Source organism: Pseudomonas sp. B6002, assembly GCF_013385985.1.
GTDB lineage: Bacteria > Pseudomonadota > Gammaproteobacteria > Pseudomonadales > Pseudomonadaceae > Aquipseudomonas.
In genome coordinates, this window is record NZ_JACAOY010000034.1 from 32,229 (window position 1) to 55,864 (window position 23,636).

The window sequence follows — 23,636 nt, forward strand, 5'->3', positions numbered from 1 at the left end:
CGCCGTAAGGGCGGAACCAATATCAGCCGTTACCGCAGCAACGGATATGTACCCCGTCCGAAGCCCCCCGACACCCGAGAGACCGCCATCGCCGGCAAGCCGGCTCCTACAGTTTAATGATCCGATGCAACCCGTTTGATCCCCCACCGATTGGCATCAATAGTGCTTCTACACCCCCCAACCACGATGTTCTTGCACGCATATAGATAACATGTTAACTATTGCACCAGAACAACAAAAAGAAGCCACTGCGGAGACACCCCATGAGCATCCCCCAGCATGCACACGACGGGCTCGACACCTGGAACCGCGACCTGCGCGCCGCCTGCGGTTACTTCGACACCGAACTGGCCTTCAACCGCTCCCTGTTCATCGGCGAAATCCGCGACCTCCCACGCGGCCTGGCCATCCTGCGCACTAATGCCGGGCTGATCAAACGCCCCGCGCACCACGCCGACCACGACAACGACCAGGACTGCTTCCTGGTCAGCCAACGCAGCGGTTACTCCCAGATCGTACAAAACGGCCAGACCCTGCAACTGGCCCCCGGCGAAATGCTGCTGATGGACTCGGTAGGCTCCATCGAAATCACCCCCTTCGGCCTGATCGAACACGCCTCCCTGTCGCTGTCCCGCGCCGACGTGTGCAAACACCTGGGCGGCGATGCACGCGCCTTCGGCAAGATCTCCTCGACCAAAGCCTGCGGGCGCATGCTGCACGTGCTGATGGACCAACTGTGCAAGGACGACACCGCAGACGGCGCCGGCGAAGTGGAAGCGCTGCAAAGCGCCTTCGTCTCGCTGCTGGGCTCGGCCCTGGAGCAGGGCGATGAGTGCCGCGAGGGCGTGGCGGCGCTGCAGGGCAACAACCTGCGCAGCTACGTGCAGAAGGTCATTGATGAGTCCCTCAGCCAACCAGGCTTGAGCCCAATCGGCCTGGCCAACCGTTTGAATATCTCGGTGCGGCACCTGTACCGCTTGTTCGAGGAGCAGGACGACAGCGTCTGCCGCTACATCCAGCGCGCACGCCTCAAGCGCAGCGCGGATGACCTGACCAACCCGTTCCTGCGCAGCGAGTCGATCACCTCGATTGCCTACAAATGGGGCTTTACCGACTCGGCGCATTTCAGCCGGTCGTTCAAGAAGCAGTTCGAGGTGTCGCCGAAGGATTTCCGGTCGAGCCGGCTACAAGCAGTCTGACCGCCTGCCCAATGTAGGAGCCGGCTTGCCGGCGATGGCGGCCGTGAGAACAACGTTGATCTCAAGGGCCTCATCGCCGGCAAGCCGGCTCCTACGGGGGGGAGTTTTCAGACTTCGGGGAGGGTCGCGCCGCCGTCCACCACCAGGGTCTGCCCGGTGATGTAGCTGGCGAGGTCGGAGGCCAGGAACAGCATGGCGCCGGCAATGTCCGCTGCCGCGCCCAAGCGCCCCAGCGGCACGCGGCTGGCAATGGTGTCATTCAACGCCACATCGCCCAGATTGCCCATCGCCGGCGTGGCGATCATGCCCGGTTCCACACCGTTGACCCGCACATGCAACGGCGCCAGTTCCAGCGCCGCATTGCGGATAAACCCGTTGACCCCGGCCTTGGACGCCGCGTAATGACTGAGCCCGGGGTAACCGACACGGTTGCCGGTCACCGACGAGGTGACCAGCACACAACCCCGGCCCTGTTCGCGAAACGCCGGCAAGGCCGCCTGGGTCAGCCAGAACAGCGCCGACAGGTTGACCGCCAACGTCCGTTGCAGGATCTCCGGGGTAATGTCTTCAAACGCCGTCAGCGGAAAATACCCGGCGTTGTGCACCAGGATGTCCAACTGCGGCAGGCGCTGAACGCACTCAACCACCGCCTGCGAGTCGGCCAGGTCGACCCCCACCGCCTCGACGCGACAGCCCCGGGCTGACAGCTCGACGGCCACGTCCTGGGCCTGCGCGAGCAGCCGGTCGGCAATCACCACCCGGGCGCCACGCCTGGCAAACGCCTCGACGATGCCGCGGCCGATGCCTTGGGCGCCGCCGGTCACCAGCACCACGTGCCCGCTGAAATCCAGGTCATTCATGGGCATTCTCCAAGTGAGCGAAGGCCAGTGTCGGCACGTCGACGATGCTTGAACCACCGTCTGCCACCAACGTCGCCCCGGTGATGATCGACGCATCACGGGAGGCCAGGAAGCGACACACCTTGGCAATCTCGTCGGCACTGGCCGCCCGGCGCAACGGTACATCGGCACAGACCCGGGCATAGGCCTGCTGCAAGGTATCGCCATAGGCGTCCCTCAACGGCTGCATTTCCGCGTCCGCCATGGGCGTGCGTACCCAGCCCGGGCACACCGCGTTCACCCGCACGCCGTGCGGCCCGTAATCCCGGGCCAGGGAACGATTGAGCCCGAGCAGTGCATGCTTGGCCGTGGTATAGCCGCACACTTCCGGGCCCGCCGCCAACGAGGCGATGGAGCCGATCAGCACGATGTTGCCCGCGCTTTCCTGCAACAGCGGCAGGCAGGCGCGGGCGCTGTAGAACGCGCTGTCGAGGTTGCTGCGCAGGGCGCCTTCCCAGGTGGACGGGCTGGTCTGGGTGGCGCTGCCCAGGCCATGGCCGCCGGCACAGGCCAGCAGCACATCGAGACGCCCGTACCGTTCGCGAATCTGGTCGATAAACCCCTCCCATGTGGCCGGACAAGCCGCGTCACCCACCAGGATCAGGCCGCCCGTGTCTTGCGCCACCTGTTCCAGCGGTTCACGGCGGCGGCCGAGCAGCACCAACTGCGCGCCTTCTTCGGCATACAGCCGGGCACAGGCCGCGCCGATGCCCGTGCCGGCGCCCGTGATCACCACCGTGCGCGGCTCAGTCACGGGGGTATTCCGTGCGGTTGAGCACCTGGCAATAGGAACTCACCGGGAAGTTCGACAGCGCATCGAACGACGCCCCGGCGTAGCCGAAGATCTTGCCGTCGCTGCGGTGCTGCTGCAGGTCGATCAGCACCAGGCCGAGGGTGGGCACGATCTTCTCTTGCCACACGAACAGGTACAGCTGGTCGGCGATCTTGTAGTAATGGCAGCGGTCGGTGTCGCACAGGCCTTGCTCCACGCCCTTGAGGCACTGCCAGGCGTAGAAGCGCTCGTTAAGGTAGATGTGCTCGTAGACCTCGCTGGGGCTGTAGCGATAACGGTTGTGCAGGCCCACCAGTTCATCGGTGGGCGCGTGCAAGCAATGGCCGGCCTGCCACGGCCGGTCGAGGCTGCCGTGCAGGAAATCGACCTCCACTGACGTCAGCGGCTTGCCGGCGAGGGCGCGGTGGTAGAGGCCTTCGTGGGTGTCGGCTTGATCCGGCAGGCGCCCGATCACTGCGGTGAAGGAGGCGTTCGGCGTGTCCAGCACCAGGCTGATCGACCAGCTGTGCCCGACCTCGTGCTTGATGAAATCCACCAGGTACAGGCCCGGGCGGATCGAGGTGGCGCGGTACGTTGCGCTGCCTGTGGAATGCCCGTCAGCGGCGTGCCAGGCCAGGCGGTCCGGCTCGAAGCGGTGTTCGATCTGCCAGCCATTGGCGAAGTGCAGGGTGAAGGTCTGGCCCGCCAGGTCGGCGAGGTTGGGCAGGATGAATGCGTCCGGCGCGAAACCGTCGGCCAGCGCCCCTACGGTGATCCAGTCGGAAGAAGTGCTCATGGCTGCGCCTCCCTTACACGACGGCGAAGTAGTGTTTGACGAAGCTCTCGCTGACCACGTCCCACAGCACCGGCGTGCCCTTGGTCACGAACCAGCTGTCACCAGCCTTATAGCGCGTGGTCTGGCCGGTGGATTCGTCGGTCAGCAGCACTTCGCCGGTGACCACGGTGGCCTGTTCGGTGAACGGATAGACCATGCGGAACTTGCCCTGGGTGGTGCCGAAATAGGCGCTGCTGACCGGGTCGGTGGGCGCGCCGAAGGTCATCTTGCCGAAGGCACGCACTTCGCCTTCGAGGATCTCCGAGCCGAGGTCGGCCACGGTGCCCCAGGCGTCGAGTTCAGCGAGTTGGACATTGTGCTTGAGGGTCGTAAGGGTCATGGCAGTTGCTCCTGATGAATAAATGAATGTGCAGAAATCCGCTCTGTAGGAGCGGGCTTGCCGGCGATGGCGTCTTTGAAATCGCCATCGCCGGCAAGCCGGCTCCTACAGGGACGTGGGTGTAGGGTCAGCGGCGCCCGTTCCAGTAGCCGGAAAGCTGGTGCCAGGATTTGCCCGCCGTCAGCAACAGCGGGCGGATGGCGTCTTTGCCGAGGATGGTCGGGCGATGGATCGAGCTGACCAGGTCATAACGCGCCGAGCCTTCGCTCATGCCTTCGGCCAGCACCTTGCAGATGATGTGGCTGGGGGTTACGCCAAAGCCGGAATAGCCCTGCACGAAAAACGCATTGCTGCGCCCCGGCAAGGTGCCGATCTGCGGGAAAAGGTTGGGGCTGCACGCCATCGGGCCGCCCCAGGCCAGGTCGATTTTCACGTCCTTGAGGTAGGGGAAGATCTTCAGCATGAGGTGGCGGTTCCACGCCTTGAGGTCGCCGGGAATGTGCTCCACCAGCGGTGTGGCGGCGCCAAACAGCAGGCGGTTCTCGTTGGTGACGCGGTAGTAATCGATCACCGGGCGGATGTCGCTGTAGGCCCCGCGAATCGGGCTGATGCGCTGGATCAGTTCCTCGGACAATGGCTCGGTCATCATCTGGAACGCATAGGTGTTGATGGTCGAGCGGTGCAGCTCCGGCTCCAGCTTGTTGAGGAAACTGTCGCAGGCCCACAGCAACTTGCTGGCGCGCACCGAACCCCGTCCGGTACGCACGGTGATGCGTTCGCCATAGCTGACTTCCAGCGCCGGGCTGTTCTCGAAGATCCGCACGCCATGGCTGGCGAGCGCGGTGGCTTCGCCCAGCAGCAGGTTCAGCGAGTGCACATGGCCGCCGCCCATGTGCAGCAGGGCGCTGCTGTAGGCCTTGGAACCGATGATCTGCTGCACGTCGGAGCCGCCGAGAAAGCGGATCTCGTGCTGGCTGTTGATCGACTTGAAGTCCTTCTCCCAGGCGCGCAGGGTTTTTTCCTGGCGGGCGTTGAAGCCCATGTAGCCATAGCCGTGGCAGAAGTCCGCGTCGATGTTGTACTTGGCGATGCGGTTCTTGATGATGTCCGCGCCCAGGTCGCTGATCTCGAACACCTGGCGCAGGCCGTCTTCACCCACATCCTTCTTGATCTTCTCCAGGTCATGGCCGATGCCCGCCATGATCTGCCCGCCATTGCGACCGGTGCCGCCAAAGCCCAGGTAACGCGCTTCGAGCACCACGATGTTGGTGATGCCTTTTTCCGCCAGTTCCAGGGCCGTGTTGATGCCGGAGAAACCGCCGCCGATCACCACCACGTCGGCGTCGATATCCTGTTCCAGGGTGGGGAAGCTGAGGTTGTATTTCTTGGTGGCGGTGTAATACGTGGGGGTTTCGATGTTGATCATGGCGCAGCCTGAAAAAGTGAAGGAAGGCTCTAAAGCGGATGCCTCCATTAGGGGCCCTGGCGGATGAGAAGTCTTGATCCTGCCTGCCCAGGCTTTTGATTCAGCGCGCCAGGGGGCGCAGCGACAGACAAGTTATAGCGCGCTCGCGGGCAGGGAATGCTAGAGTTTCGTTAAATTATTAACTAAATACCCCGTGACCCTGATCCCTATGCCCAAACCTCGACAGTCCCTGACCCTGGCCTTGCTGCAAGCACGCGAGGCCGCGATGAGTTTTTTCCGCCCGTCCTTGAACGAACACGGCCTGACCGAACAGCAATGGCGCATCATCCGCATCCTTGAACAACACGGTGAGCTGGAGATTTACCAGCTGGCCGAACTGGCCTGCATCCTCAAGCCGAGCATGACCGGCGTGCTGGTGCGCATGGAGACCGCCGGCATGGTGCACCGGCGCAAGGCCGAGCAAGACCAGCGCCGCGTGCTGGTGACCCTGGCCGACAAGGGCAAGGCGAGTTTCGAGTCCATGAGCCAGTGCATGGAAGGCAACTACCAGCGCTTGCAGGATCAGTTGGGCGAAGAGAAATTGCAGACCCTGCTGGGCCTGTTGGATGACCTGAAAAACATCAACCTCAAGCGCTGAATCAACACCACCCATCCCTGTAGGAGCCCGGCTTGCCGGCGATGGCAATCTTGAGGGCGCCATCGCCGGCAAGCCGGGCTCCTACAGGGGGGGGCTCAGTACACACCACCGCTGTGGTTGGCCTCGGGAGTGCCCTTGAATTTCCCTGCCAGCGCCTGCAACCCGCGCATCAACACCGTGGTGTCCACACCCACTGCCACAAACGTCGCGCCCAACTCAATGTAGCGCCGCGCCAGGCTTTCATCGGCACTGAGGATCCCCGCCGCCTTGCCCGACTGCACGATGCGCCCGATGGCATCCTCAATCGCCGCCTGCACTTCGGGATGCCCCGGATTACCCCGGTGCCCCATCGACGCGCTCAAATCCGCGGGGCCGATGAACACGCCGTCCACGCCGTCCACGGCAGCAATCTCATCGAGGTTCGCCAGGCCTTCGCGGTTCTCGATCTGCACCAGCAGGCACATCTGTTCATCCGCCTGGTCGAGGTAACCGGGGATGCTGTTCCAGCGCGAAGCTCGCGCCAAGGCACTGCCCACCCCTCGAATCCCCTGGGGCGGGTAACGCATGGCGCGCACCAGCTCGCGGGCCTGGGCGGCGCTTTCGACCATGGGCACCAGCAGGGTCTGGGCGCCGATATCCAGCAGTTGCTTGATCAACGCACTGTCGCCGATCACCGGGCGAATCAGCGCCTGGCTGGGGTAGGGCGCCACGGCCTGCAACTGGGCGAGCATGCCTGGCAGCTGATTGGGCGCGTGTTCACCGTCGATCAGCAACCAGTCAAACCCGGCGTTGGCGGCCAGCTCCGCGCAGTACGCATCGGCGAGGCCGAGCCACAGGCCGATCTGCACCTCGCCGTTGTGCAGGCGCTGCTTGAAGCGGTTGATGGGCATGTCCATGACAAACCTCCTGGGGTTAGACGAAGCGGCAGGCAATCGAGCCGAGCAAGTCGTAGTCGACGTGGAAGGTGTCGCCGGGGCGGGCCGCGACCGGGCGTGTAAAGGAGCCGCCGAGAATCACCTGCCCGGGCAGCAGGGTCACGTCGTAGGGTGCCAGCTTGTTCGCCAGCCAGGCCACCCCCTTGGCCGGGTGGTTGAGCACCGCCGCCGACACGCCGGACTCCTCGATCACGCCGTTGCGGTACAGCACGGCCGGCACTTTGCGCAGGTCGATCTCGGTAGGCCGTACCGCACGGCCGCCCAGCACCACACCGGCATTGGCAGCGTTGTCGGAGATGGTGTCGAACACTTTGCGCGTGGCGTTGGTCTGCGGGTCGACCTGCTGGATGCGCGCGTCGATGATCTCCAGTGCGGGGATCACCCATTCGGTGGCGTCGAGCACGTCGAACACCGTGCAGTTTGGGCCCTTGAGCGGTTTTCCGAGGATGAATGCCAGCTCCACTTCCACCCTTGGCACGATGAAGCGCTCGAAGGGGATGTCGCTGCCTTCGTCAAAGAACATGTCATCGAGTAGCGCGCCGTAATCCGGTTCGGTGATGTTCGACGACACCTGCATGGCCCGGGAGGTGAGGCCGATCTTGTGGCCCTTCAACGTGCGTCCGTCCTTGATCTTCTGCGCGACCCAGGCGCGCTGGATCGCGTAGGCGTCCTCAATCGTGATGCCGGGGTAGTCGAGGGAAAACTGGCGCACCTGTTCGCGGCTGCGTTCGGCGCGGTCCAGCTGGGCAGCGGCGGCGAGGATTTGCTGGGAGTCGAGCATGGCGACGGTCCTTAGTGTGGGTTGACGATGGCGGCGTGGGTGCGCAGCACCAGCAAGCCGCCGAGGGCGATAAACAGGGCGAGTACGTAGAGGGCCAGGCTGGCGCTCTGGGTGGCGTCGCGCATCCAGCCGATCAGGTAGGGCGCGAGGAACGCGGCGACGCTGCCAAACGAACTGATCATGGCGATGCCGGCTGCCTGGGTGGTGTCCGATAGAAATGCCGGGGGCAGTTGCCAGAACATCGGCAATGCGGCGCTGGCGCCCATGCCGGCCACCACCAGCCCGCCCATCACCAGCAGCGGGTTGTGCGGTGCCAGGCCGGCCACGGCGATGCCGACGGCGGCCATCAGAAGCGGCACGCACAGGTGCCAGCGACGTTCGCGATGGCGGTCGGACGAACGCCCGCAGCCGATCATGAAGAAACACCCGGCCAGGTACGGCACGGCGCTGAGCAGCCCCACCTGGCTGTCGCGGCCGATACCGGCGCCGTGGATCAGCGTGGGCATCCAGAACGCCAGGGTGTTCACCGCCAGCATCACCGCGAAATACACCGCCACCAGCAACCACACTTGCGGGTCGCGCAGGATGCCGCCGAACGAGGTGATGGTCTTGCGTTGTTCTTCGCTGCGCAGTTGGGTACCCAGTTGCCGCTTTTGCTCGGCGGTCAGCCAGTGCACCGAATCGAAACTGTCCGGCAACCCCTTGAGTACCACCAGCCCCAGCAGCACCACCGGCATACCTTCGATCAGGAACATCCACTGCCAGCCGCGCAGGCCGCCCACCTCATGGAAGTGCTCCAGGATCGCCCCGGACAACGGCCCGCCCAGCACGCCGGCCATGGGCACGGCGATGGCGAACAAGGCGGTGACCTGGGCGCGGCGGCGTGCCGGGTACCAGCGGTTCAGGTACACCAGGATCCCCGGGAAAAACCCGGCCTCGGCCACCCCCAGCAAAAAGCGCAGCACGTAGAAGCCACGGGCGCTCTCCACCCACAGCATGCCGGTGGACAACAGGCCCCACACCACCATCAGGCTGGCGATCCAGCGTCTTGGCCCGACGCGGTCCAGCGCCAGGTTGCTGGGCACGCCGAACAGCGCGTAGGCGATGAAAAACAGGCCGGCGCCAAAGCCGTAGACCGTGTCGCTGAAATGCAGGTCGCTGCTCATCTGCATCTTGGCGAAGCCGATGTTGATGCGGTCCAGATGGGCGAACAGGTAGCACACCAGCAACAGGGGCATCAGGCGCCAGGTGACTAAACGATGGGTGCGGTCGTGCTCGGCCAGCACGCGGCTGGCCGTGGTGTGGGCTGTGCTCATGATGTTGTACTTTTTGTCTGAGAGGCCGTGGATGCAAATCCCTGTAGGAGCCGGCTTGCCGGCGATAGCGTCGGTAGCTTCAGCATCGATGTGCCGGCTGTACCGCGATCGCTGGCAAGCCAGCTCCTACAAGGGGGTGTGTTGGCTCAGGAAGGCGTGCACATTGTTCTGCTTGAAGTTGAGCTGCGGGTGCAGCTCGACCATCTCGAACGACAGCGCGAGCAAGCGTTGTGCCTGGAGTTCAGCGAAGTGCGCGGTGATCGCCGCGAACACCGCCTCGGCCACCGCCTGGCGCGTGGGCAGGTCGCGGCCATGGCCGACCTTGAGGGTCATGTGCACAAAGGCGTAGTCGTGTTTGCCGTCGGCCATGCGCCAGGTGTCCAGGCGCACGCCTCGGCTGCGAATACCACCCAGGGGGAACACGCCACTGTCTCCCAGCACGTGGTGGACCTTTTCAAACAGGCCGGGCAGGTCGGCCTGTTGTTCGATGTTGTCGGTGTACTCGGCGATAAAGTGCGGCATGGGTTTCTCCCAGGGTTACAGCGGGAAAATCGCGTTGATCTGGCCGGTGCCCGAGCTGCCGAACGGCGGCGTGATGATCTCGGCCGGCTTGGCGTACTCCGGCCCGCCGAGCAGCCCCAGGAGCATGGCGGTGTCGTGCATCTTGCCCTCGCCGAAGCAGTGCTCGGCGTAGTCGGGCAGCATCGCGCAAAACTCCTTGAAGCGGCCTTGCTTCCACATCTCCACCACGTGCAGGTCCACCTGCTTGTCGAATTCGCGGGTCCAGTTATGGATATTCGCCTCGGCCTGGCGGTCGTCCGAAAAACGGTGGGACAACGAACCGGAAGCCAGCACCAGCACCTTGCGATCACTCTTCTCGATGGCCCGGCGCACGGCGGCGCCAAACGCAAAGCTGTCTTCCAGGCGATGCCAGGCGCACCAGGCGGCGATGGAGATGACCTTGAATTTTTCATCTTCCGGCACGCCCATGTGCATGTAGCGCATGGGCACCAGAGTGCCGTATTCCAGCTCCAGGCTCGGGATGTTGTGGGCCATGCTGCGCACGCCGGCTTCGTTGGCTTCGGCGGCGATCAACTCGCCCAGCTCGGGGCAGCCGGGGTAGGCGTAGTCCATGTTCTTGATGAAGTGGGGCAGCTCGTTGCTGGTGTAGGTGCCCTGGAACTGTTCGCCGCAGTTGACGTGGTAACCGCTGTTGACCAGCCAGTGCACGTCGAACACCACGGCGGTATCGGCGCCCAGCTCGCGGGCACGCCGGCCGATTTCCTTGTGCCCGGCAATTGCCGCTTCGCGACAGCCGTGATGCTTGCCGGGCAGTTCCGACAGGTACATCGACGGTACGTGGCAGATCTTCGCCGCCAGGACCACTTCGCCCATGATGATTCTCCTGAATAATTATTCTTGTACGGCCAAATGGGACCTGTAGGAGCCGGCTTGCCGGCGATGGCATCAACCGGATGTGCCTGACGCACCGCGTCGTTTGCATCGCCGGCAAGCCGGCTCCTACAAGGGGTGTGCATGTGCCGGGTTACACGCCCCACCGCGGGATGTGATGGCTGCCCATGGAAATGCACACGTTCTTGATCTCGGCGAACACTTCGAAGCTGTACTGGCCGCCTTCACGGCCGGTGCCGGAGCCCTTGACCCCGCCGAATGGCTGGCGCAGGTCGCGCACGTTCTGACTGTTGATAAATACCATGCCGGCTTCGATTCCGCGCGCCAGGCGGTGGGCCTTGCCGATGTCCTGGGTCCAGATATACGAGGCCAGGCCGTATTCGGTGTCGTTGGCCAGTTGCAGGGCTTCGGCCTCGTCCTTGAACGGGATGAGGCACACCACCGGGCCAAAGATCTCTTCCTGGGCGATGCGCATCTTGTTGTTCACGTCGGCAAATACCGTCGGCTGGATGAACTGGCCACGGCTCAGGTGCGCCGGCAGGTTGGCCGGGCGCTCCAGGCCACCGGCGAGCAGGGTGGCGCCTTCTTCGAGGCCGATCTTGATGTAGCCGGTGACCTTGTCGTAATGCGCCTGGGTGATCATCGAGCCGACCTGGGTGTTCGGGTCTTGCGGGTCACCCACGATCAAGCGTTTGGCGCGGGCGGCAAACTCGGCGACGAACTGCGGGTAGACACTTTCCTGGATGAAGATGCGGCTGCCCGCGGTGCAGCGTTCGCCGTTCAGGGAAAAGATAGTGAACAGCGCGGCGTCGAGGGCGCGTTCCAGGTCGGCGTCTTCGAAGATCAGCACCGGCGACTTGCCGCCCAGTTCCATGGAGTACTTCTTCAAGCCGGCGGTCTGCATGATCTTCTTGCCGGTGGCGGTGCCACCGGTAAAGGAGATCGCCCGCACGTCAGGGTGGCGCACCAGCGCATCACCGGCCGTGGCGCCGTAGCCCTGGATCACGTTGAGCACGCCGTTGGGAATCCCGGCTTCTACCGCCAAACGCCCCAGCTCGTTGGCGGTCAATGGCGAGAGTTCCGACATCTTCAACACCGCGGTGTTGCCCAGGGCCAGGCACGGCGCGGTCTTCCAGGTGGCGGTCATGAACGGCACGTTCCACGGCGACACCAGCCCACACACCCCCACCGGCTGGTACAGGGTGTAGTTGAGCATCTGGTCGTCCACCGGGTAGCTGTGGCCGTCCATGCGTGTGCAGACTTCGGCGAAGAAATCGAAGTTGTGTGACGCGCGGGGGATCAGCACGTTCCTGGTCTGGTGGATCGGCAGGCCGGTGTCGAGGGTTTCCAGTTCGGCCAGGCGTGGCACGTTCTGCTCGATCAGTTCACCGAGCTTGCGCATCAGGCGTGCGCGTTCCTTGGCCGGGGTGTTGGCCCACTTCGGGAATGCCTCTTTCGCGGCCGCTACCGCTTGCGCGACTTCTTCTGCGCCGCCGCTGGCCACTTCGCCAATGGCTTCGCCGGTGGCCGGGTTGTAGTTGATGAATACGTCTTTGCTCTCGACCTCGCGGCCGTTGATCCAGTGTTTGATCATGTCGCTCACGCCTCTTTCCGGGCGGAGAAAAAGTCCGCCTCGCTGACAATTCGGTTGACCAGGCGGCCCACGCCTTCGACTTCCACCACCACTTCATCGCCGGGCACCACATCGGCCAGGCCTTCGGGGGTGCCAGTGGCGATCATGTCGCCGGGTTGCAGGGTCATGAAGCTCGACAGGTATTCGATGAGGTAGGGGATATCGAAAATCATGTCGCGGGTGCTGCCTGCCTGGCGCAGCTCACCGTTGATCCAGGTGCGCAGGGTCAGGTTGCTGGCGTCGGGCACATCCGCCACGTCGACAATCCACGGACCGACCGGGGTGGTGGCGTCGCGGTTTTTCACGCGCAGGTTGGGGCGGTAGTAGTTTTCCAGGTAGTCGCGGATCGCGTAGTCGTTGCACAGGGTGTAGCCGGCCAGGTAGTCCAGGGCGTCGGCACGCTTGACGTTGCGCGCGGCCTTGCCGATGACCGCCACCAACTCGCACTCGTAGTGCATGTAGGCGACGTTGTCCGGGCGCCAGGTGACCTGGCGGTGGCCGGTGTAGGTGCCGACGGACTTGATGAAGGCCAGCGGCTCGGTCGGTGGGGTGAAGGCCAGTTCGGCGGCGTGGTCGGCGTAGTTCAAGCCCAGGGCGAACATGGAGCCGGTGGCGGGAGGCAGCCACTCGACCTGGTCCTCGGCGAGCAGGCGGCCGTCGCTCAGGCGCACGGCGTTGTCGGTCTCGACCGTCACGGCGTGGATTTCATTTTCATAGCGGATGCGGGCGTGTTTCATGCTGGGGTCTCCGCTTGGATATGGCTCACGAGGCGGCCGACGCCGCTGATCTCGACTTCAACCTTGTCGCCGGGCAGAACATCCACGCGGCCTTCGGGCGTGCCGGTGATCAGCACGTCGCCAGGGTGCAGGGTCATGAACTCGCTGATTTCGGCGATCAACTGCGGGATGTCTCGCACCCAATTGGCGGTGGAGTTTTCCTGGCGCAGTTCACCGTTGACCCACAGTTTCAGGCTCAACTGATTGGCGTTTGCCACCTGATCGCGTGGAACCAGTTGCGGCCCCAGCACGCAGAACCCATCGCGGCATTTGGCTTTGACGGCAGGGCGGTAGTAGCTGTCTTCCGGCAGGCTGAACTCGTTGACCACCACATAGCCGGCCACATGGGCCATGGCATTTTCCAGGCTGACACGGCTGGCGCGTTCGCCGATCACCACACCCAGCGCCGGGCCGGGTTGCAGGCGCTCGCCCTGTGGGTGCAACACCACGCCAGCGTGTTCGTTGCGGGTATTCGGGGTCTTGATAAACAGCACCGGCTTGTTGGGCGGCTTCTGGTAGGGCGCCTGCTGGAAGGCGGCGAGATGCTGATCCAGCAGGCCCTGGTAGTTCAGCGCAACGCCGAACAGGGTGCCGTTGGCAACATCATGCAGGGTACGGCTCATGCGTTTCTCCTGGCGGTGGCGACTGCTGCATAGGCAGTTCGTTAATGTGTTAACGTTATAATTAATATGTTAACTACCGTCAAGCGTGGCAAAATCCAGCAGCATTCAAATAACAACAAGGGGGGCAGCGTGCAGCCGATTCCCAACATCAACATCGGGCAGGTCTACGACCAGCGTTACAGCGACGCCGAGGTGCATTACGACAAGCTCGGCAACCTGGCAGGGTTTTTTGGGCGCAACATGCCCGTGCATCGGCATGACCGGTTTTTCCAGGTGCATTACGTGAAGAGCGGCGCGGTGCGGGTGTATCTGGATGACCGCCAGTTTGTGGAATCGGGGCCAATGTTTTTTCTCACGCCGCCCACCGTGCCCCACGCGTTTGTCACCGAAGCGGACGCCGACGGCCATGTGCTGACGGTGCGCCAGCAATTGGTATGGGCCTTGATCGACGCCGACTCCAGTCTGGCCTCCGGCGCCGCCTGCGTGGCGCTGACGGCCGGTGACCAGGGCCTGGATGCGCTGTTCGAAGACTTGAACGAAGAGATCAACGCCCAGCGGCCCGGGCGCGCCGCCGCCCTGGACAGCCTCACGCGGCTGATCATGATTCGCCTGCTGCGCCTGTGCGCCCATTCCTTGCCGTCACGCCCGACGCGGCACGAAGACCTGCGCATCTTTCATCGTTTCAACGAACTGATCGAGGCCCATTACCTGGAACACTGGCCACTGGCGCGCTACGCCGAGGGGATCGGCGTGACCGAAGCGCGCCTCAATGAGGTGTGCCGACGCCTGGCCGATCTGCCGTCCAAGCGCTTGATCCTGGAACGGGTGATGCAGGAAGCCAAGCGCCTGCTGCTGTTTACCGGCAGCTCGGCCAACGAGATCTGCTACCAGCTGGGCTTCAAGGACCCGGCGTATTTCAGCCGGTTTTTCCTTCGTTATGCGCAGGTGACGCCGGGGGAGTATCGGCTGCGGCAGTCGGGCTTGGGTTGACGCCCCACGCACCGCCCAGCGCGGTGTACAGGTTCACTTCGGCCATCAGCTGCGCCAGTCGATCGACGATCAACGCCTGCTGAGAAGTGAACAGTGAGCGCTGCGCATCGAGGAACGTCAGGTTGCTGTCGACGCCACTGCGGTAGCGGTGTTGCGCCAGGTCGTAATACGCCTGGTTGGCGGCAACGAAATCGCGCTGTGCGGCCAACTGGTCGTTGAAGGTCTGGCGCGCAGCGAGGCCGTCGGCGACTTCCTGGAAGGCGGTCTGGATGGACTTTTCGTACTGGGCCACGCCGATGTCTTTTTGCAGCTTCGCGTAGTCGAGGCTGGCGCGCAGGCTGCCGGCGTTGAAGATCGGCAGGTTGATCTGCGGCTGGAACGTCCAGGTGCCCGCGCCGCCCTTGAACAGCCCGGACAGTTCATTGCTGGTGCTGCCGGCGTTGGCAGTCAGGCTGATCGACGGAAAGAATGCCGCTCGGGCCGCGCCGATGTTCGCGTTGGCCGCCTGCAGCTGGTATTCGGCCTGCAGGATGTCCGGGCGCCGTTGCAGCAGGTCCGACGGCAGGCCGGCTGGCACGCGTGCTACCAGATCATCGGCCAGCGGGCGTGACGGCAGGCGCTCATCCACCGGACCGCCGACCAGCAGCGCGAGGCTGTTGAGGTCCTGGGCAACCTGGCGTTCATAACGGGCCACGCTGGCGCGGGTGCTCTCGACCGCCGTACGGGCCTGCACCACATCCAGCGCCGAGGCTTTGCCGGCGCTTTTGCTGCGGCTGGTCAACTGCCAGCTGTGATCGTTGGCGACCAGCGTCTGCTGGGCCAGGGCCAGCAATTCCTGATCAGCGCGCCAGGTCAGGTAGGCATTGGCGACGTTGGCCACCAGGCTCAATTGCGCGCTGCGGCGTGCTTCTTCGGTGCCCAGGTAAGCCAGCATCGCCTGTTCGCTGAGGCTGCGCACACGGCCGAACAGGTCCAGCTCATACGCGCTGATGCCCAGCGTGGCGGAATAGTTGGAGGTGATCGCAGGCTTGCCGGTACCGGTCACATCGCCCGGCAGCCGCTGGCGCTTGCCGGCCCCCGTGGCAGACACTGCCGGGAACAGGTCGGCGCGCTGGATCCGGTACTGCGCCTGGAAGGCTTCCACGTTCAGCGCGGCCACTCGCAGGTCACGGTTATTCGCCAATGCGTCGCCGATCAACTGTTGCAGGGCCGGGTCGTGAAACAGCTGGCGCCAGTCCGGCGAGACGGTCATGGTGCCGGCCTGCGCCAGGCGGTAGACCCCATTCTGCGGAAACTGCGCCGGCACCGGCGCCTCGGGGCGCTGGTACTCGGGGATCAACGAGCAGCCGCCGAGCATCCAGGCCAGACCAACGCCCGTGAGAGTCAGTCTGTTCATCAGGCGCCTACCATCCATTTGGCCAGGCCGTGGCGCCCGCTCACGCCCAACTTGGCGGCGGCGCGCTTGAGGTAGGTCTCGATCGAGCTGTTTTTCACGCTGAGTTTTTCCGCCATTTGCGGCACGGTGCCGCCGGTCAACAAGCCCAGGCACACTTCCTGCTCCCGGGCCGACAGGGTGATATCGCTGAGGGACAAGCGTTTGTAGAACTCACGTTGCAACTGCGACTGCTCCAGCAAACTGTGCGCCGGCTCGGTGGAGGCGGGCGGCGCCTGGCGCAGGATCTGCGCGTGGCGTTCCATCAACGGCAACAGCGTGTCCGACAGGCTCTTGAGAAACGACAGCTCCGCGAGGGAAAACCCACGCTGACCCGGCAAGCGGTACAGCGAAATCACACAGCGCCGATTGCCCTGGCGTGACACCAGGTTGCACTGGTGCGACGTGCCGCGCAGGTGCGTGCTCTTGGCCTTGGCCTTCATCTGGATCAGCAGCGGGTCCTGCATGCCGAGCATTTCCCGCAGCAGCGGGTGGTCGTTGAGCGGGTGCAGCGTCTGGGAAATCGGCAGGTCCTTGTTCAGGCCGGCGCTGCCCAGCAGCTTGATGTCGAGCACGCTGTCGCGAGGTTCGTCGAGGGTCCATTCACTCAAGTCCACCAGGTGAATCGGTACCCATTTGTCCACGAGGTGCAGCATCTTGCTGGCAAAATCCTCGTGGCCGCTGGTGGAAATCAACTCGCCCATTTCGGCGTAGAAATGCGGGCTTTCCGTGTTGTTGATGCTGCGCGTCAAACTCATAGCCATCTCATCCTTGAAGTCGAACACCGTCAACGGACTCCCTGGGCCTCTGCGGGGGCGATCCGTTCCTCATGAACGTGAGTCGGCGCTCGAGAGTGCATTTAGCCAGTGGATTTGTCCTACGTATGTAGCGGAAACGTGGGACACAAACTGCCATAAAAACATCGTCATTAATTCGACGTTTCTGACGGCGCATTCCGCCGAAGATATTTCATTCAGGGCATTTAGAGTTTTTTAACTATCTGAAAAATAAAGATAAAAATGATATGCGGAGCCAATTCGGTAAAAACGACATCGGCCAGATATAGCCAATTTCCTACACTCATTTAATCGATTCAGCAGTGAACCATCAGCAGGCCCTGTTTCGATCCGTTTGGATGTCCGGGTTTCGGGTGACAGACAGTCCCCCACCCCCATGCTCAAATCCGGCAATTTCGCCGTCATGGGCCTCCCTGCGCGGCCAGTGCCTGCCCCCCATGAGAAGGATCTTATGAAGCATTTCCCCAGCCTGCCGGCCAGCTTCCCCCTCACCGCCGCGCAACAGGACATCTGGCTCGACCAACTGCGTGCAGGCGACTCACCGCTGTACAACATCGGCGGTTATGTCGATTTCGCCGGTGCGGTGGTGCCCGAATTGATCCAGCGCGCCATCGAGCAACTGGTCGCCAAGCACGATGCCTTGCGTACCCAGTTGCACAGCGATGCCGATGGCCTGCCTCGGCAGACATTTGCCGACGAATTGCCGGCTGAAGTGGCCCTGCACGATTTTTCTGCGCTGCCCGACCCCCAGGTCGCCGCCCAGGCCCTGATGCATGCGCACATGGCCCGACCCTATGCCATGCAAGGCGAGCCGCTATTCCGGTTTTTCCTGGTCAAGCTCGATGACAGCCACTATCGCCTGGGCACACAAGCCCATCACCTGATTCTCGATGGCTGGGGCTTCGGCCAGATGCTGCAATCCCTGGCACGGCTGTACACCGCCCTGGAACAGGGGCGGCCACCCGAGTCGCTGGCGCCGTCCTATGTCGACTTTATCGAGGCCGACCAGCGTTACCACCAGTCGCCACGCTACGCGCGCGACCGGGCCTATTGGCTGGACAAATACCAGGCGCTCCCCGAGCCGTTGCTCACTCCCCGGCACACCGCGCAAGCCGCCAGCAATACCTTCGTGCAACCCTTTCCCGTGGCCTTGCTCGACCGCATGGAACAAGTGGCCAACCGTTACCAGGCGTCGGCGTTCCACGTACTGCTGGCGGCGATGTACGTGTACTTCACTCGCACCCATCAGCGCGATGAGTGGGTCGTGGGGCTGCCGATCCTCAATCGCTCCAACGCACGTTTCCGCTCCACCGTCGGGCTGTTCACCCAGGTCAGTGCGGTACGGTTTCAGTTCAGCGAACAGTTGCCGTTCAGCGCGCTGGTGCGCGGGGTGCGTGACCAGCTCAAGCAGGACTTCCGCCATCAGCGCTTCCCCTTGAGCGACATGAACCGCGAGCTGGGCCTGCGCCGTGCGGATCGCGGCCAGTTATTCGACCTGTCGGTGTCGTTCGAGCAGGACGACCATGACCTGCGCTACGGCCAGGTCCAGGCGCGGGCGGTCAAGGTGTCCAACCTGCATGAACCGTTGCCCCTCGCCATCCACTTGCGCAGCAACCGCTACCAGGACACCGCGTGCCTGCATTGCGTGTACAACGAAGCCTATTTGCAGCACGACGAAGTGCAGGCACTGGCACAGCGCTTTACCTGGTTGCTGGAGCAAGGGCTGGAAGACACCGCGTTGCAAGTCGGCGAGTTTTCCCTCGTAATGCCTGCCGAACAGGTGCTGCTGCAGCGCTGGAACGCCACTGCCCAACCCAACACTGAGCGGCACACCCTGCACGGGCGCATCGAAGCCCAGGCGGCCCGTACACCGGAGGCCATCGCGGCGATTTATCAGGGCCGGCACCTGACCTACGCCCAGCTCAATCAACAGGCCAATGCGTTGGCCCATCGCCTGCTGGAACACGGCGTGCAACCGGATGACCGCGTGGTGATCCTGGCCCGGCGCAGCCTGGAAACCCTGGTGGGGTTGCTGGCGATTCTCAAATCCGGCGCCTGCTATGTACCGGTGGACCCGGCCCATCCGGCCGAGCGCTTGAATTACCTGCTGCAAGACAGTGCCCCGGTGGTGATGCTGACCCAGCACGACCTGCTGCACCGCCTGCCGGCATCGAACGTGCCGGTGATCGAACTGGACCGCCCCATCTTCCACCTGGGCAGCAATCCGCGGGTGGCCGTCACGTCGTCCAACCTGGCCTATGTGATCTACACCTCCGGCTCCACCGGTTTGCCCAAGGGCGTGATGGTCGAGCACCACACCGTGTCGAACCTCGTGGACTGGCACTGCCAGGCGTTCCACCTGCGCGCCGGCAGCCACACCGCCAGCGTCGCCGGGTTCGGGTTTGACGCGATGGCCTGGGAAGTCTGGCCGGCATTGTGCGTAGGCGCGACGTTGCACCTGCCACCCGCTCACGAGGGTGCGGAAGACATCGACGCGCTGCTGGGCTGGTGGCAAGCGCAGCCACTGGACGTGTGCTTCCTGCCCACGCCCTTGGCCGAGTACGCCTTCAGCCAGCGCCTGGAACACCCGACCCTGCACACCTTGCTGATCGGCGGCGACCGCTTGCGCACCTTCACCCGGGCGCAGACGTTTGATGTGATCAACAACTATGGCCCCACCGAAGCCACGGTGGTCGCCACGTCGGGCCGCGTGGACGTCGGCCGGCCGTTGCACATTGGCGGGCCGATCGCCAATGCCCGGGTGTACCTGCTCGACGAGCAGCAGCGCCCTGTGCCGATCGGCGCGGCGGGGGAGCTGTATGTGGGCGGCAAGGGCGTGGCGCGGGGCTACTTGAATCGTCCCGAACTCAGCGCCGAGCGCTTCCTCGACGACCCCTTCAACGAGGGCCGCATGTACCGCACCGGCGACTTGGCGCGCTGGTTGCCCGACGGCAACCTCGACTACCTGGGGCGCAACGACGACCAGGTGAAAATCCGTGGGGTGCGGATCGAACTGGGCGAAATCGAGTCCGCCCTGGCCACCCATCCCCAGGTCCAGGAAGCCGTGGTGCAGTACCGCGACGGCCAATTGCTGGCCTGGTTCGTCCCGCGTGAACCGGTGGCCATCGAAGCCCTGCGTACCCATCTGCAGGCTACGTTGCCGGACTACATGCTGCCGGCGGCCTACATGGCGCTCGATACGCTGCCGCTGACCGCCAACGGTAAGCTCGACCGCAAGGCCCTGCCGGCGCCGACCCAGGAGGCCTTTGTCACCCGCCGCTATGAAGCGCCGCACCCCGGGGTGGAAACCCTGCTGGCAGAGATCTGGGCCGAGTTGTTGCAGGTGCAGCAGATCGGTCGTCATGACCATTTCTTCGAGCTGGGCGGGCATTCGTTGCTGGCCGTGCAACTGGTGCAGCGCATGCGCCAGGTGGGCCTGAGCGCCGATGTGCAGGTGCTGTTCGGCCAGCCAACCCTGGCGGCGTTGGCGGCGGCGAGCGCAGCCGGCGACGTGGAGGCGACCGAACTGGCCAGCCCGGACGACGCCAGCCTGGCGCGCATTGTCGCGAGCATCCCCGGCGGCGCGGCGAACATTCAAGACATCTACCCGCTGGCCCCGTTGCAGGAAGGCTTGCTCTACCACCACATCACCGATGAGCACGACCCGTATCAGCAGCAGGCCCTGTTCAGCTTTGCCCGCCGCGACCAGTTGGATGCTTTTGCCCAGGCCCTGCAACAGGTGATCAACCGCCACGATATCCTGCGCACCAGCCTGGTCTGGGACGCCCTGGAACAACCGATGCAAGTGGTGTGGCGCACCGCGCCGTTGCGTGTCGAACCCATGGGCGAACACCCTGCGCCGCTGGACCTGCGCCAGGCACCGCTGATGGCCCTGGACTATGCCGAAGAGCCCCACGCGCAACGCTGGATCGCGCGATTGCGCTTCCACCATTTGGTCAATGACGCCACCTCCACCACGATCCTGATGCAGGAGATCCGTGCCCACCTGCTGGGCCAGCAGGCGCAGTTGCCCGTGCCGGTGCCGTATCGCAACGTGGTGGTGCAGGCCCGGTCTCCGGCTCGGCAAGCGGCGCACGAGGGGTTTTTCCGCGAGCAGTTGGGAGACGTAGACGAGCCGACCCTGGCGTACGGCTTGCAGGAACGCCAGGCGGATCGGGCGCAGACCGAAGAGGCTGCACGCCCATTGAGTGACAGCCTCAATCAGCGCTTGCGTGGCCAGGCGCGTGGCTTGGGGGTCAGCGTTGCCAGCCTGTTCCACCTTGCCTGGGCCCAGGTGCTCGGCCGGGTCAGCAGCCGCGACGACGTGGTGTTCGGCACCGTATTGCTCGGCCGCTTGCAGGCGGGCGAGGGCGCCGACCGTGCCCTGGGTATGTTCATCAACACCTTGCCGTTGCGCTTGCGGTTGGCCGGCCAGAGCGTGGCCGATGCACTGCGCGACACCCACGCGCGGCTCAGTGCGTTGCTGGTCCACGAGCAGGCTTCCCTGGCCCTGGCCCAGCGTTGCAGCAGTGCATCGCCGCTGTTCAACAGCTTGCTCAACTACCGCCATACCGACGCCGAGCGCGACCTGACCCTGGTGCCGGGCATCGCCTTGATCAGCAGCGAAGACATCCTCAGCTACCCGTTGATGCTCACCGTGGACGACACCGCCAACGGCTTCCTGCTCAAGGCCAAGGCCCCGCGCAAGGTGGGGGCCGAGCGCCTGCTGGACTACCTGGAGACCGTGCTGACCCACCTGGTGGAGGCACTGGAGCATGCGCCGCAAACACCATTGCGCGAGGTGCCGGTGCTGCCCGCCGGTGAACTGAACACCCTGCTGGTGGACTTCAACGCCACCGAGACCGACTACCCCGACACCCTCACCGTGCAAGCGCTGTTCGAAGCCCATGCGCGGCATACTCCCCACGCCATTGCCGTACAGGCTGGCGAGCGGCAGCTCACCTATCGCGAACTCAATGAACGCGCCAACCGACTCGCCTTCTACCTGCGCGAGCGCGGTGTGCAGCCAGACGTCCGGGTGGCGCTGTGCGTCGAACGCGGGCTGGACCTGGTGGTGGGCTTGCTGGCCATCCTCAAGGCCGGCGGCGCCTATGTGCCGCTGGACCCGGGCTACCCCCGCGAACGGCTCGCCTACATGCTGCAAGACAGCCAGCCGGTGGCGCTGCTGGTGCACGCCGCCACCCGTGACCTGCCGGGCGAGGTATCGATCCCGGTCATCGACTTCGACCACTGCGCCTGGAGCCAGGCGCCCAGCGGCAACCCCTTGGTGCCGGGCCTGAGCGTCGCCAACCTGGCTTACGTGATGTACACCTCCGGCTCCACCGGCACGCCCAAGGGCGTGATGATCGAGCATCGCGGCCTGGGCAACCTGATGCATTGGGGCTCCCGGTTGTGCCCGAATGCCGAGGGCGGCGCATTGTTGCAGCGTGCGCCGTTCAGCTTCGACGGTTCGGTGTGGGAGCTGTTCTGGCCGCTCACCAACGGCATGCGCCTGGTGCTGGCGCGGCCCGACGGCCACCGCGAACCGGCCTACCTGGCGCAGGTGATTCGCGAGCAGCAGATCACCGTTATCAAGTTCGTACCGGCCATGTTGCAGCAGTTCCTTGAGTTGGAAGAGTCTGCCTTGTGCACCAGCCTCACTGACGTGCTGTGCGGCGGCGGCGAACTCACCGAAGCCCTGGCCCGGGGCGTGCAAGCCCGCTTGCCAGGGGTGCGTTTGCATAACGTCTACGGCCCGACCGAAGCCACGGTGGACAGCAGCGCCTGGACGCTGGAGCCCGGCGCGCCGGTGCCGGCGTTGCAGTTGCCGATTGGCCGGGCGATCCACAACACGCGCCTGTATGTGCTCGATGAACACGATGCACCGGTGCCGATGGGCGTCAGCGGCCAATTGCACATCGGCGGCGTGGGGGTTGCCCGTGGTTACCTGGGGTTGGCGCAGATGACGGCCGAGCGCTTTATCGACAGCCCCTTTATCGAGGGCGACCGCTTGTATCGCACCGGCGACCTGGTGCGTTATCTGCCCGATGGCAACCTTGAATTCCTCGGGCGCAATGACTTCCAGGTCAAGCTGCGCGGGGTGCGCCTGGAGCTGGGGGAAATCGAGTCACGGTTGGCGGCGCATCCGGCGTTGCGCGAAGTGACGGTACTGATCCGGGACGAGCGCCTGGTGGCGTATTTCACCGTGCGCGGGGAGGCGCCGACGTTGGACCTGTTGCGTGCCCATGTGCTGGAGCAATTGCCCGAATACATGGTGCCGGCGGCGTTTGTGCAACTGGAGGCGCTGCCACTGAATCCGGCGGGCAAGCTGGACCGCAAGGCATTGCCGGAACCGGGGTTGGAGTCGGTGCTCAGCCGGGCTTATGAGGCGCCGGTTGGCGAGGTGGAAACCTTGATGTCGGGCATCTGGGCCGATGTCCTGAAGTTGGAGCGGGTGGGGCGGCACGACCACTTCTTCGAATTGGGTGGGCATTCGTTGCTGGCGGTGAACCTGGTGGCGCGCCTGCGCAAGGCCGGGTTGGAGGTGGATGCGCGCACCTTGTTCAGCCAGCCGACGCTGGCGCAATTGGCGACTTGCACGGTGGCGCAGGTGCAGCGGGTGGAAGTGCCTGAGACTGCCATTCCGCAGCTCAATCGCCGGCGCCGTATCTGACTGCGGCGCCACCTGTGGGAGCTGGCTTGCCTGCGATGGCGGTTTGTCGGTGTACATATCCGTTGTTGTGGTAACGGCTACTTAGGGTTTCGCTCTTACAGCGACTCACTTTTGGAGGAGCCCAAAAGTAAGCAAAAGGCTCTTGCCCCACCACTCGGC

Annotated in this window: 19 protein-coding genes; 4 read left to right on the top strand and 15 right to left on the bottom strand. The window is 64.2% G+C overall.

From position 1 onward, the window contains the following. Positions 1-263 precede the first annotated feature (263 nt). Positions 264-1,199, top strand: coding sequence for a transcriptional regulator FeaR (gene feaR, locus HX792_RS28135; RefSeq protein ID WP_176999142.1), 936 nt, complete (start codon positions 264-266; stop codon positions 1,197-1,199). Positions 1,200-1,306: 107 nt separating this feature from the next. On the opposite strand, the gene HX792_RS28140 is transcribed toward feaR, so the two are convergent. From HX792_RS28140 to HX792_RS28160, 5 genes are all read right to left on the bottom strand, one after another. Next, positions 1,307-2,059, bottom strand: coding sequence for an SDR family oxidoreductase (locus tag HX792_RS28140; RefSeq protein ID WP_371319389.1), 753 nt, complete (start codon positions 2,057-2,059; stop codon positions 1,307-1,309). After that, positions 2,052-2,852 (bottom strand): SDR family oxidoreductase, encoded by an 801-nt coding sequence (locus HX792_RS28145; protein WP_176999144.1) that lies wholly within the window; start codon positions 2,850-2,852, stop codon positions 2,052-2,054. Before HX792_RS28145 ends, HX792_RS28140 begins: the two co-directional genes overlap by 8 nt. After that, positions 2,845-3,666 (bottom strand): molybdenum cofactor biosynthesis F family protein, encoded by an 822-nt coding sequence (locus HX792_RS28150; protein ID WP_176999145.1) that lies wholly within the window; start codon positions 3,664-3,666, stop codon positions 2,845-2,847. Before HX792_RS28150 ends, HX792_RS28145 begins: the two co-directional genes overlap by 8 nt. A 13-nt stretch (positions 3,667-3,679) precedes the next feature. Further along, positions 3,680-4,045, bottom strand: a complete 366-nt coding sequence (locus tag HX792_RS28155) for a cupin domain-containing protein (RefSeq protein ID WP_176999146.1) — start codon at positions 4,043-4,045, stop codon at positions 3,680-3,682. A gap of 127 nt (positions 4,046-4,172) precedes the next feature. Beyond that, the gene (locus HX792_RS28160) at positions 4,173-5,471 is read right to left on the bottom strand and encodes an FAD-binding oxidoreductase (protein ID WP_176999147.1); all 1,299 of its coding nucleotides are present in this window, start codon (positions 5,469-5,471) and stop codon (positions 4,173-4,175) included. A gap of 208 nt (positions 5,472-5,679) precedes the next feature. Between HX792_RS28160 and hpaR the strand changes: the two genes are divergently transcribed. Next, positions 5,680-6,108: a homoprotocatechuate degradation operon regulator HpaR gene (gene hpaR / locus HX792_RS28165; protein WP_176999148.1), complete on the top strand. Its 429-nt coding sequence runs from the start codon at positions 5,680-5,682 to the stop codon at positions 6,106-6,108. Between the two features lie 95 nt (positions 6,109-6,203). Here the strand turns inward: hpaR and hpaI are convergent, their stop codons facing one another. From hpaI to HX792_RS28205, 8 genes are all read right to left on the bottom strand, one after another. Then, positions 6,204-7,004 carry a 4-hydroxy-2-oxoheptanedioate aldolase gene (hpaI, locus tag HX792_RS28170; protein ID WP_176999149.1) on the bottom strand — a complete coding sequence of 267 codons (801 nt, stop codon included), beginning with the start codon at positions 7,002-7,004 and terminating at the stop codon, positions 6,204-6,206. Between the two features lie 16 nt (positions 7,005-7,020). Then, positions 7,021-7,824 carry a 2-oxo-hept-4-ene-1,7-dioate hydratase gene (gene hpaH / locus HX792_RS28175; protein ID WP_176999150.1) on the bottom strand — a complete coding sequence of 268 codons (804 nt, stop codon included), beginning with the start codon at positions 7,822-7,824 and terminating at the stop codon, positions 7,021-7,023. An 11-nt stretch (positions 7,825-7,835) separates the two neighbouring features. Further along, entirely contained in the window at positions 7,836-9,140 is a 1,305-nt protein-coding gene (locus HX792_RS28180; RefSeq protein ID WP_176999151.1) for an MFS transporter, read from the bottom strand. A 126-nt stretch (positions 9,141-9,266) separates the two neighbouring features. Next, complete coding sequence (locus HX792_RS28185; protein ID WP_176999152.1) at positions 9,267-9,662, bottom strand: 5-carboxymethyl-2-hydroxymuconate Delta-isomerase; 396 nt, start codon at positions 9,660-9,662, stop codon at positions 9,267-9,269. A gap of 15 nt (positions 9,663-9,677) precedes the next feature. Then, complete coding sequence (gene hpaD, locus HX792_RS28190) at positions 9,678-10,535, bottom strand: 3,4-dihydroxyphenylacetate 2,3-dioxygenase (RefSeq protein WP_176999153.1); 858 nt, start codon at positions 10,533-10,535, stop codon at positions 9,678-9,680. 151 nt (positions 10,536-10,686) lie between these two features. Beyond that, positions 10,687-12,147: a 5-carboxymethyl-2-hydroxymuconate semialdehyde dehydrogenase gene (gene hpaE / locus HX792_RS28195; protein ID WP_176999168.1), complete on the bottom strand. Its 1,461-nt coding sequence runs from the start codon at positions 12,145-12,147 to the stop codon at positions 10,687-10,689. A 5-nt stretch (positions 12,148-12,152) separates the two neighbouring features. Then, positions 12,153-12,923 carry a fumarylacetoacetate hydrolase family protein gene (locus HX792_RS28200; protein ID WP_176999154.1) on the bottom strand — a complete coding sequence of 257 codons (771 nt, stop codon included), beginning with the start codon at positions 12,921-12,923 and terminating at the stop codon, positions 12,153-12,155. Next, a complete protein-coding gene (locus HX792_RS28205) occupies positions 12,920-13,585 on the bottom strand; it encodes a fumarylacetoacetate hydrolase family protein (protein WP_176999155.1) in 666 nt (221 codons plus the stop codon). Before HX792_RS28205 ends, HX792_RS28200 begins: the two co-directional genes overlap by 4 nt. A gap of 129 nt (positions 13,586-13,714) precedes the next feature. Here HX792_RS28205 and hpaA point away from each other — a divergent pair, with 129 nt between their 5' ends. Next, positions 13,715-14,575 carry a 4-hydroxyphenylacetate catabolism regulatory protein HpaA gene (gene hpaA / locus HX792_RS28210; RefSeq protein ID WP_176999156.1) on the top strand — a complete coding sequence of 287 codons (861 nt, stop codon included), beginning with the start codon at positions 13,715-13,717 and terminating at the stop codon, positions 14,573-14,575. On the opposite strand, the gene adeC is transcribed toward hpaA, so the two are convergent. Then, positions 14,502-15,971: an AdeC/AdeK/OprM family multidrug efflux complex outer membrane factor gene (gene adeC / locus HX792_RS28215; RefSeq protein ID WP_176999157.1), complete on the bottom strand. Its 1,470-nt coding sequence runs from the start codon at positions 15,969-15,971 to the stop codon at positions 14,502-14,504. The genes hpaA and adeC overlap by 74 nt on opposite strands. Continuing rightward, the gene (locus HX792_RS28220; RefSeq protein WP_176999158.1) at positions 15,971-16,765 is read right to left on the bottom strand and encodes a helix-turn-helix transcriptional regulator; all 795 of its coding nucleotides are present in this window, start codon (positions 16,763-16,765) and stop codon (positions 15,971-15,973) included. Before HX792_RS28220 ends, adeC begins: the two co-directional genes overlap by 1 nt. Before the next feature lie 490 nt (positions 16,766-17,255). Between HX792_RS28220 and HX792_RS28225 the strand changes: the two genes are divergently transcribed. After that, positions 17,256-23,477: a non-ribosomal peptide synthetase gene (locus HX792_RS28225; protein WP_176999159.1), complete on the top strand. Its 6,222-nt coding sequence runs from the start codon at positions 17,256-17,258 to the stop codon at positions 23,475-23,477. Positions 23,478-23,636: the final 159 nt, after the last annotated feature.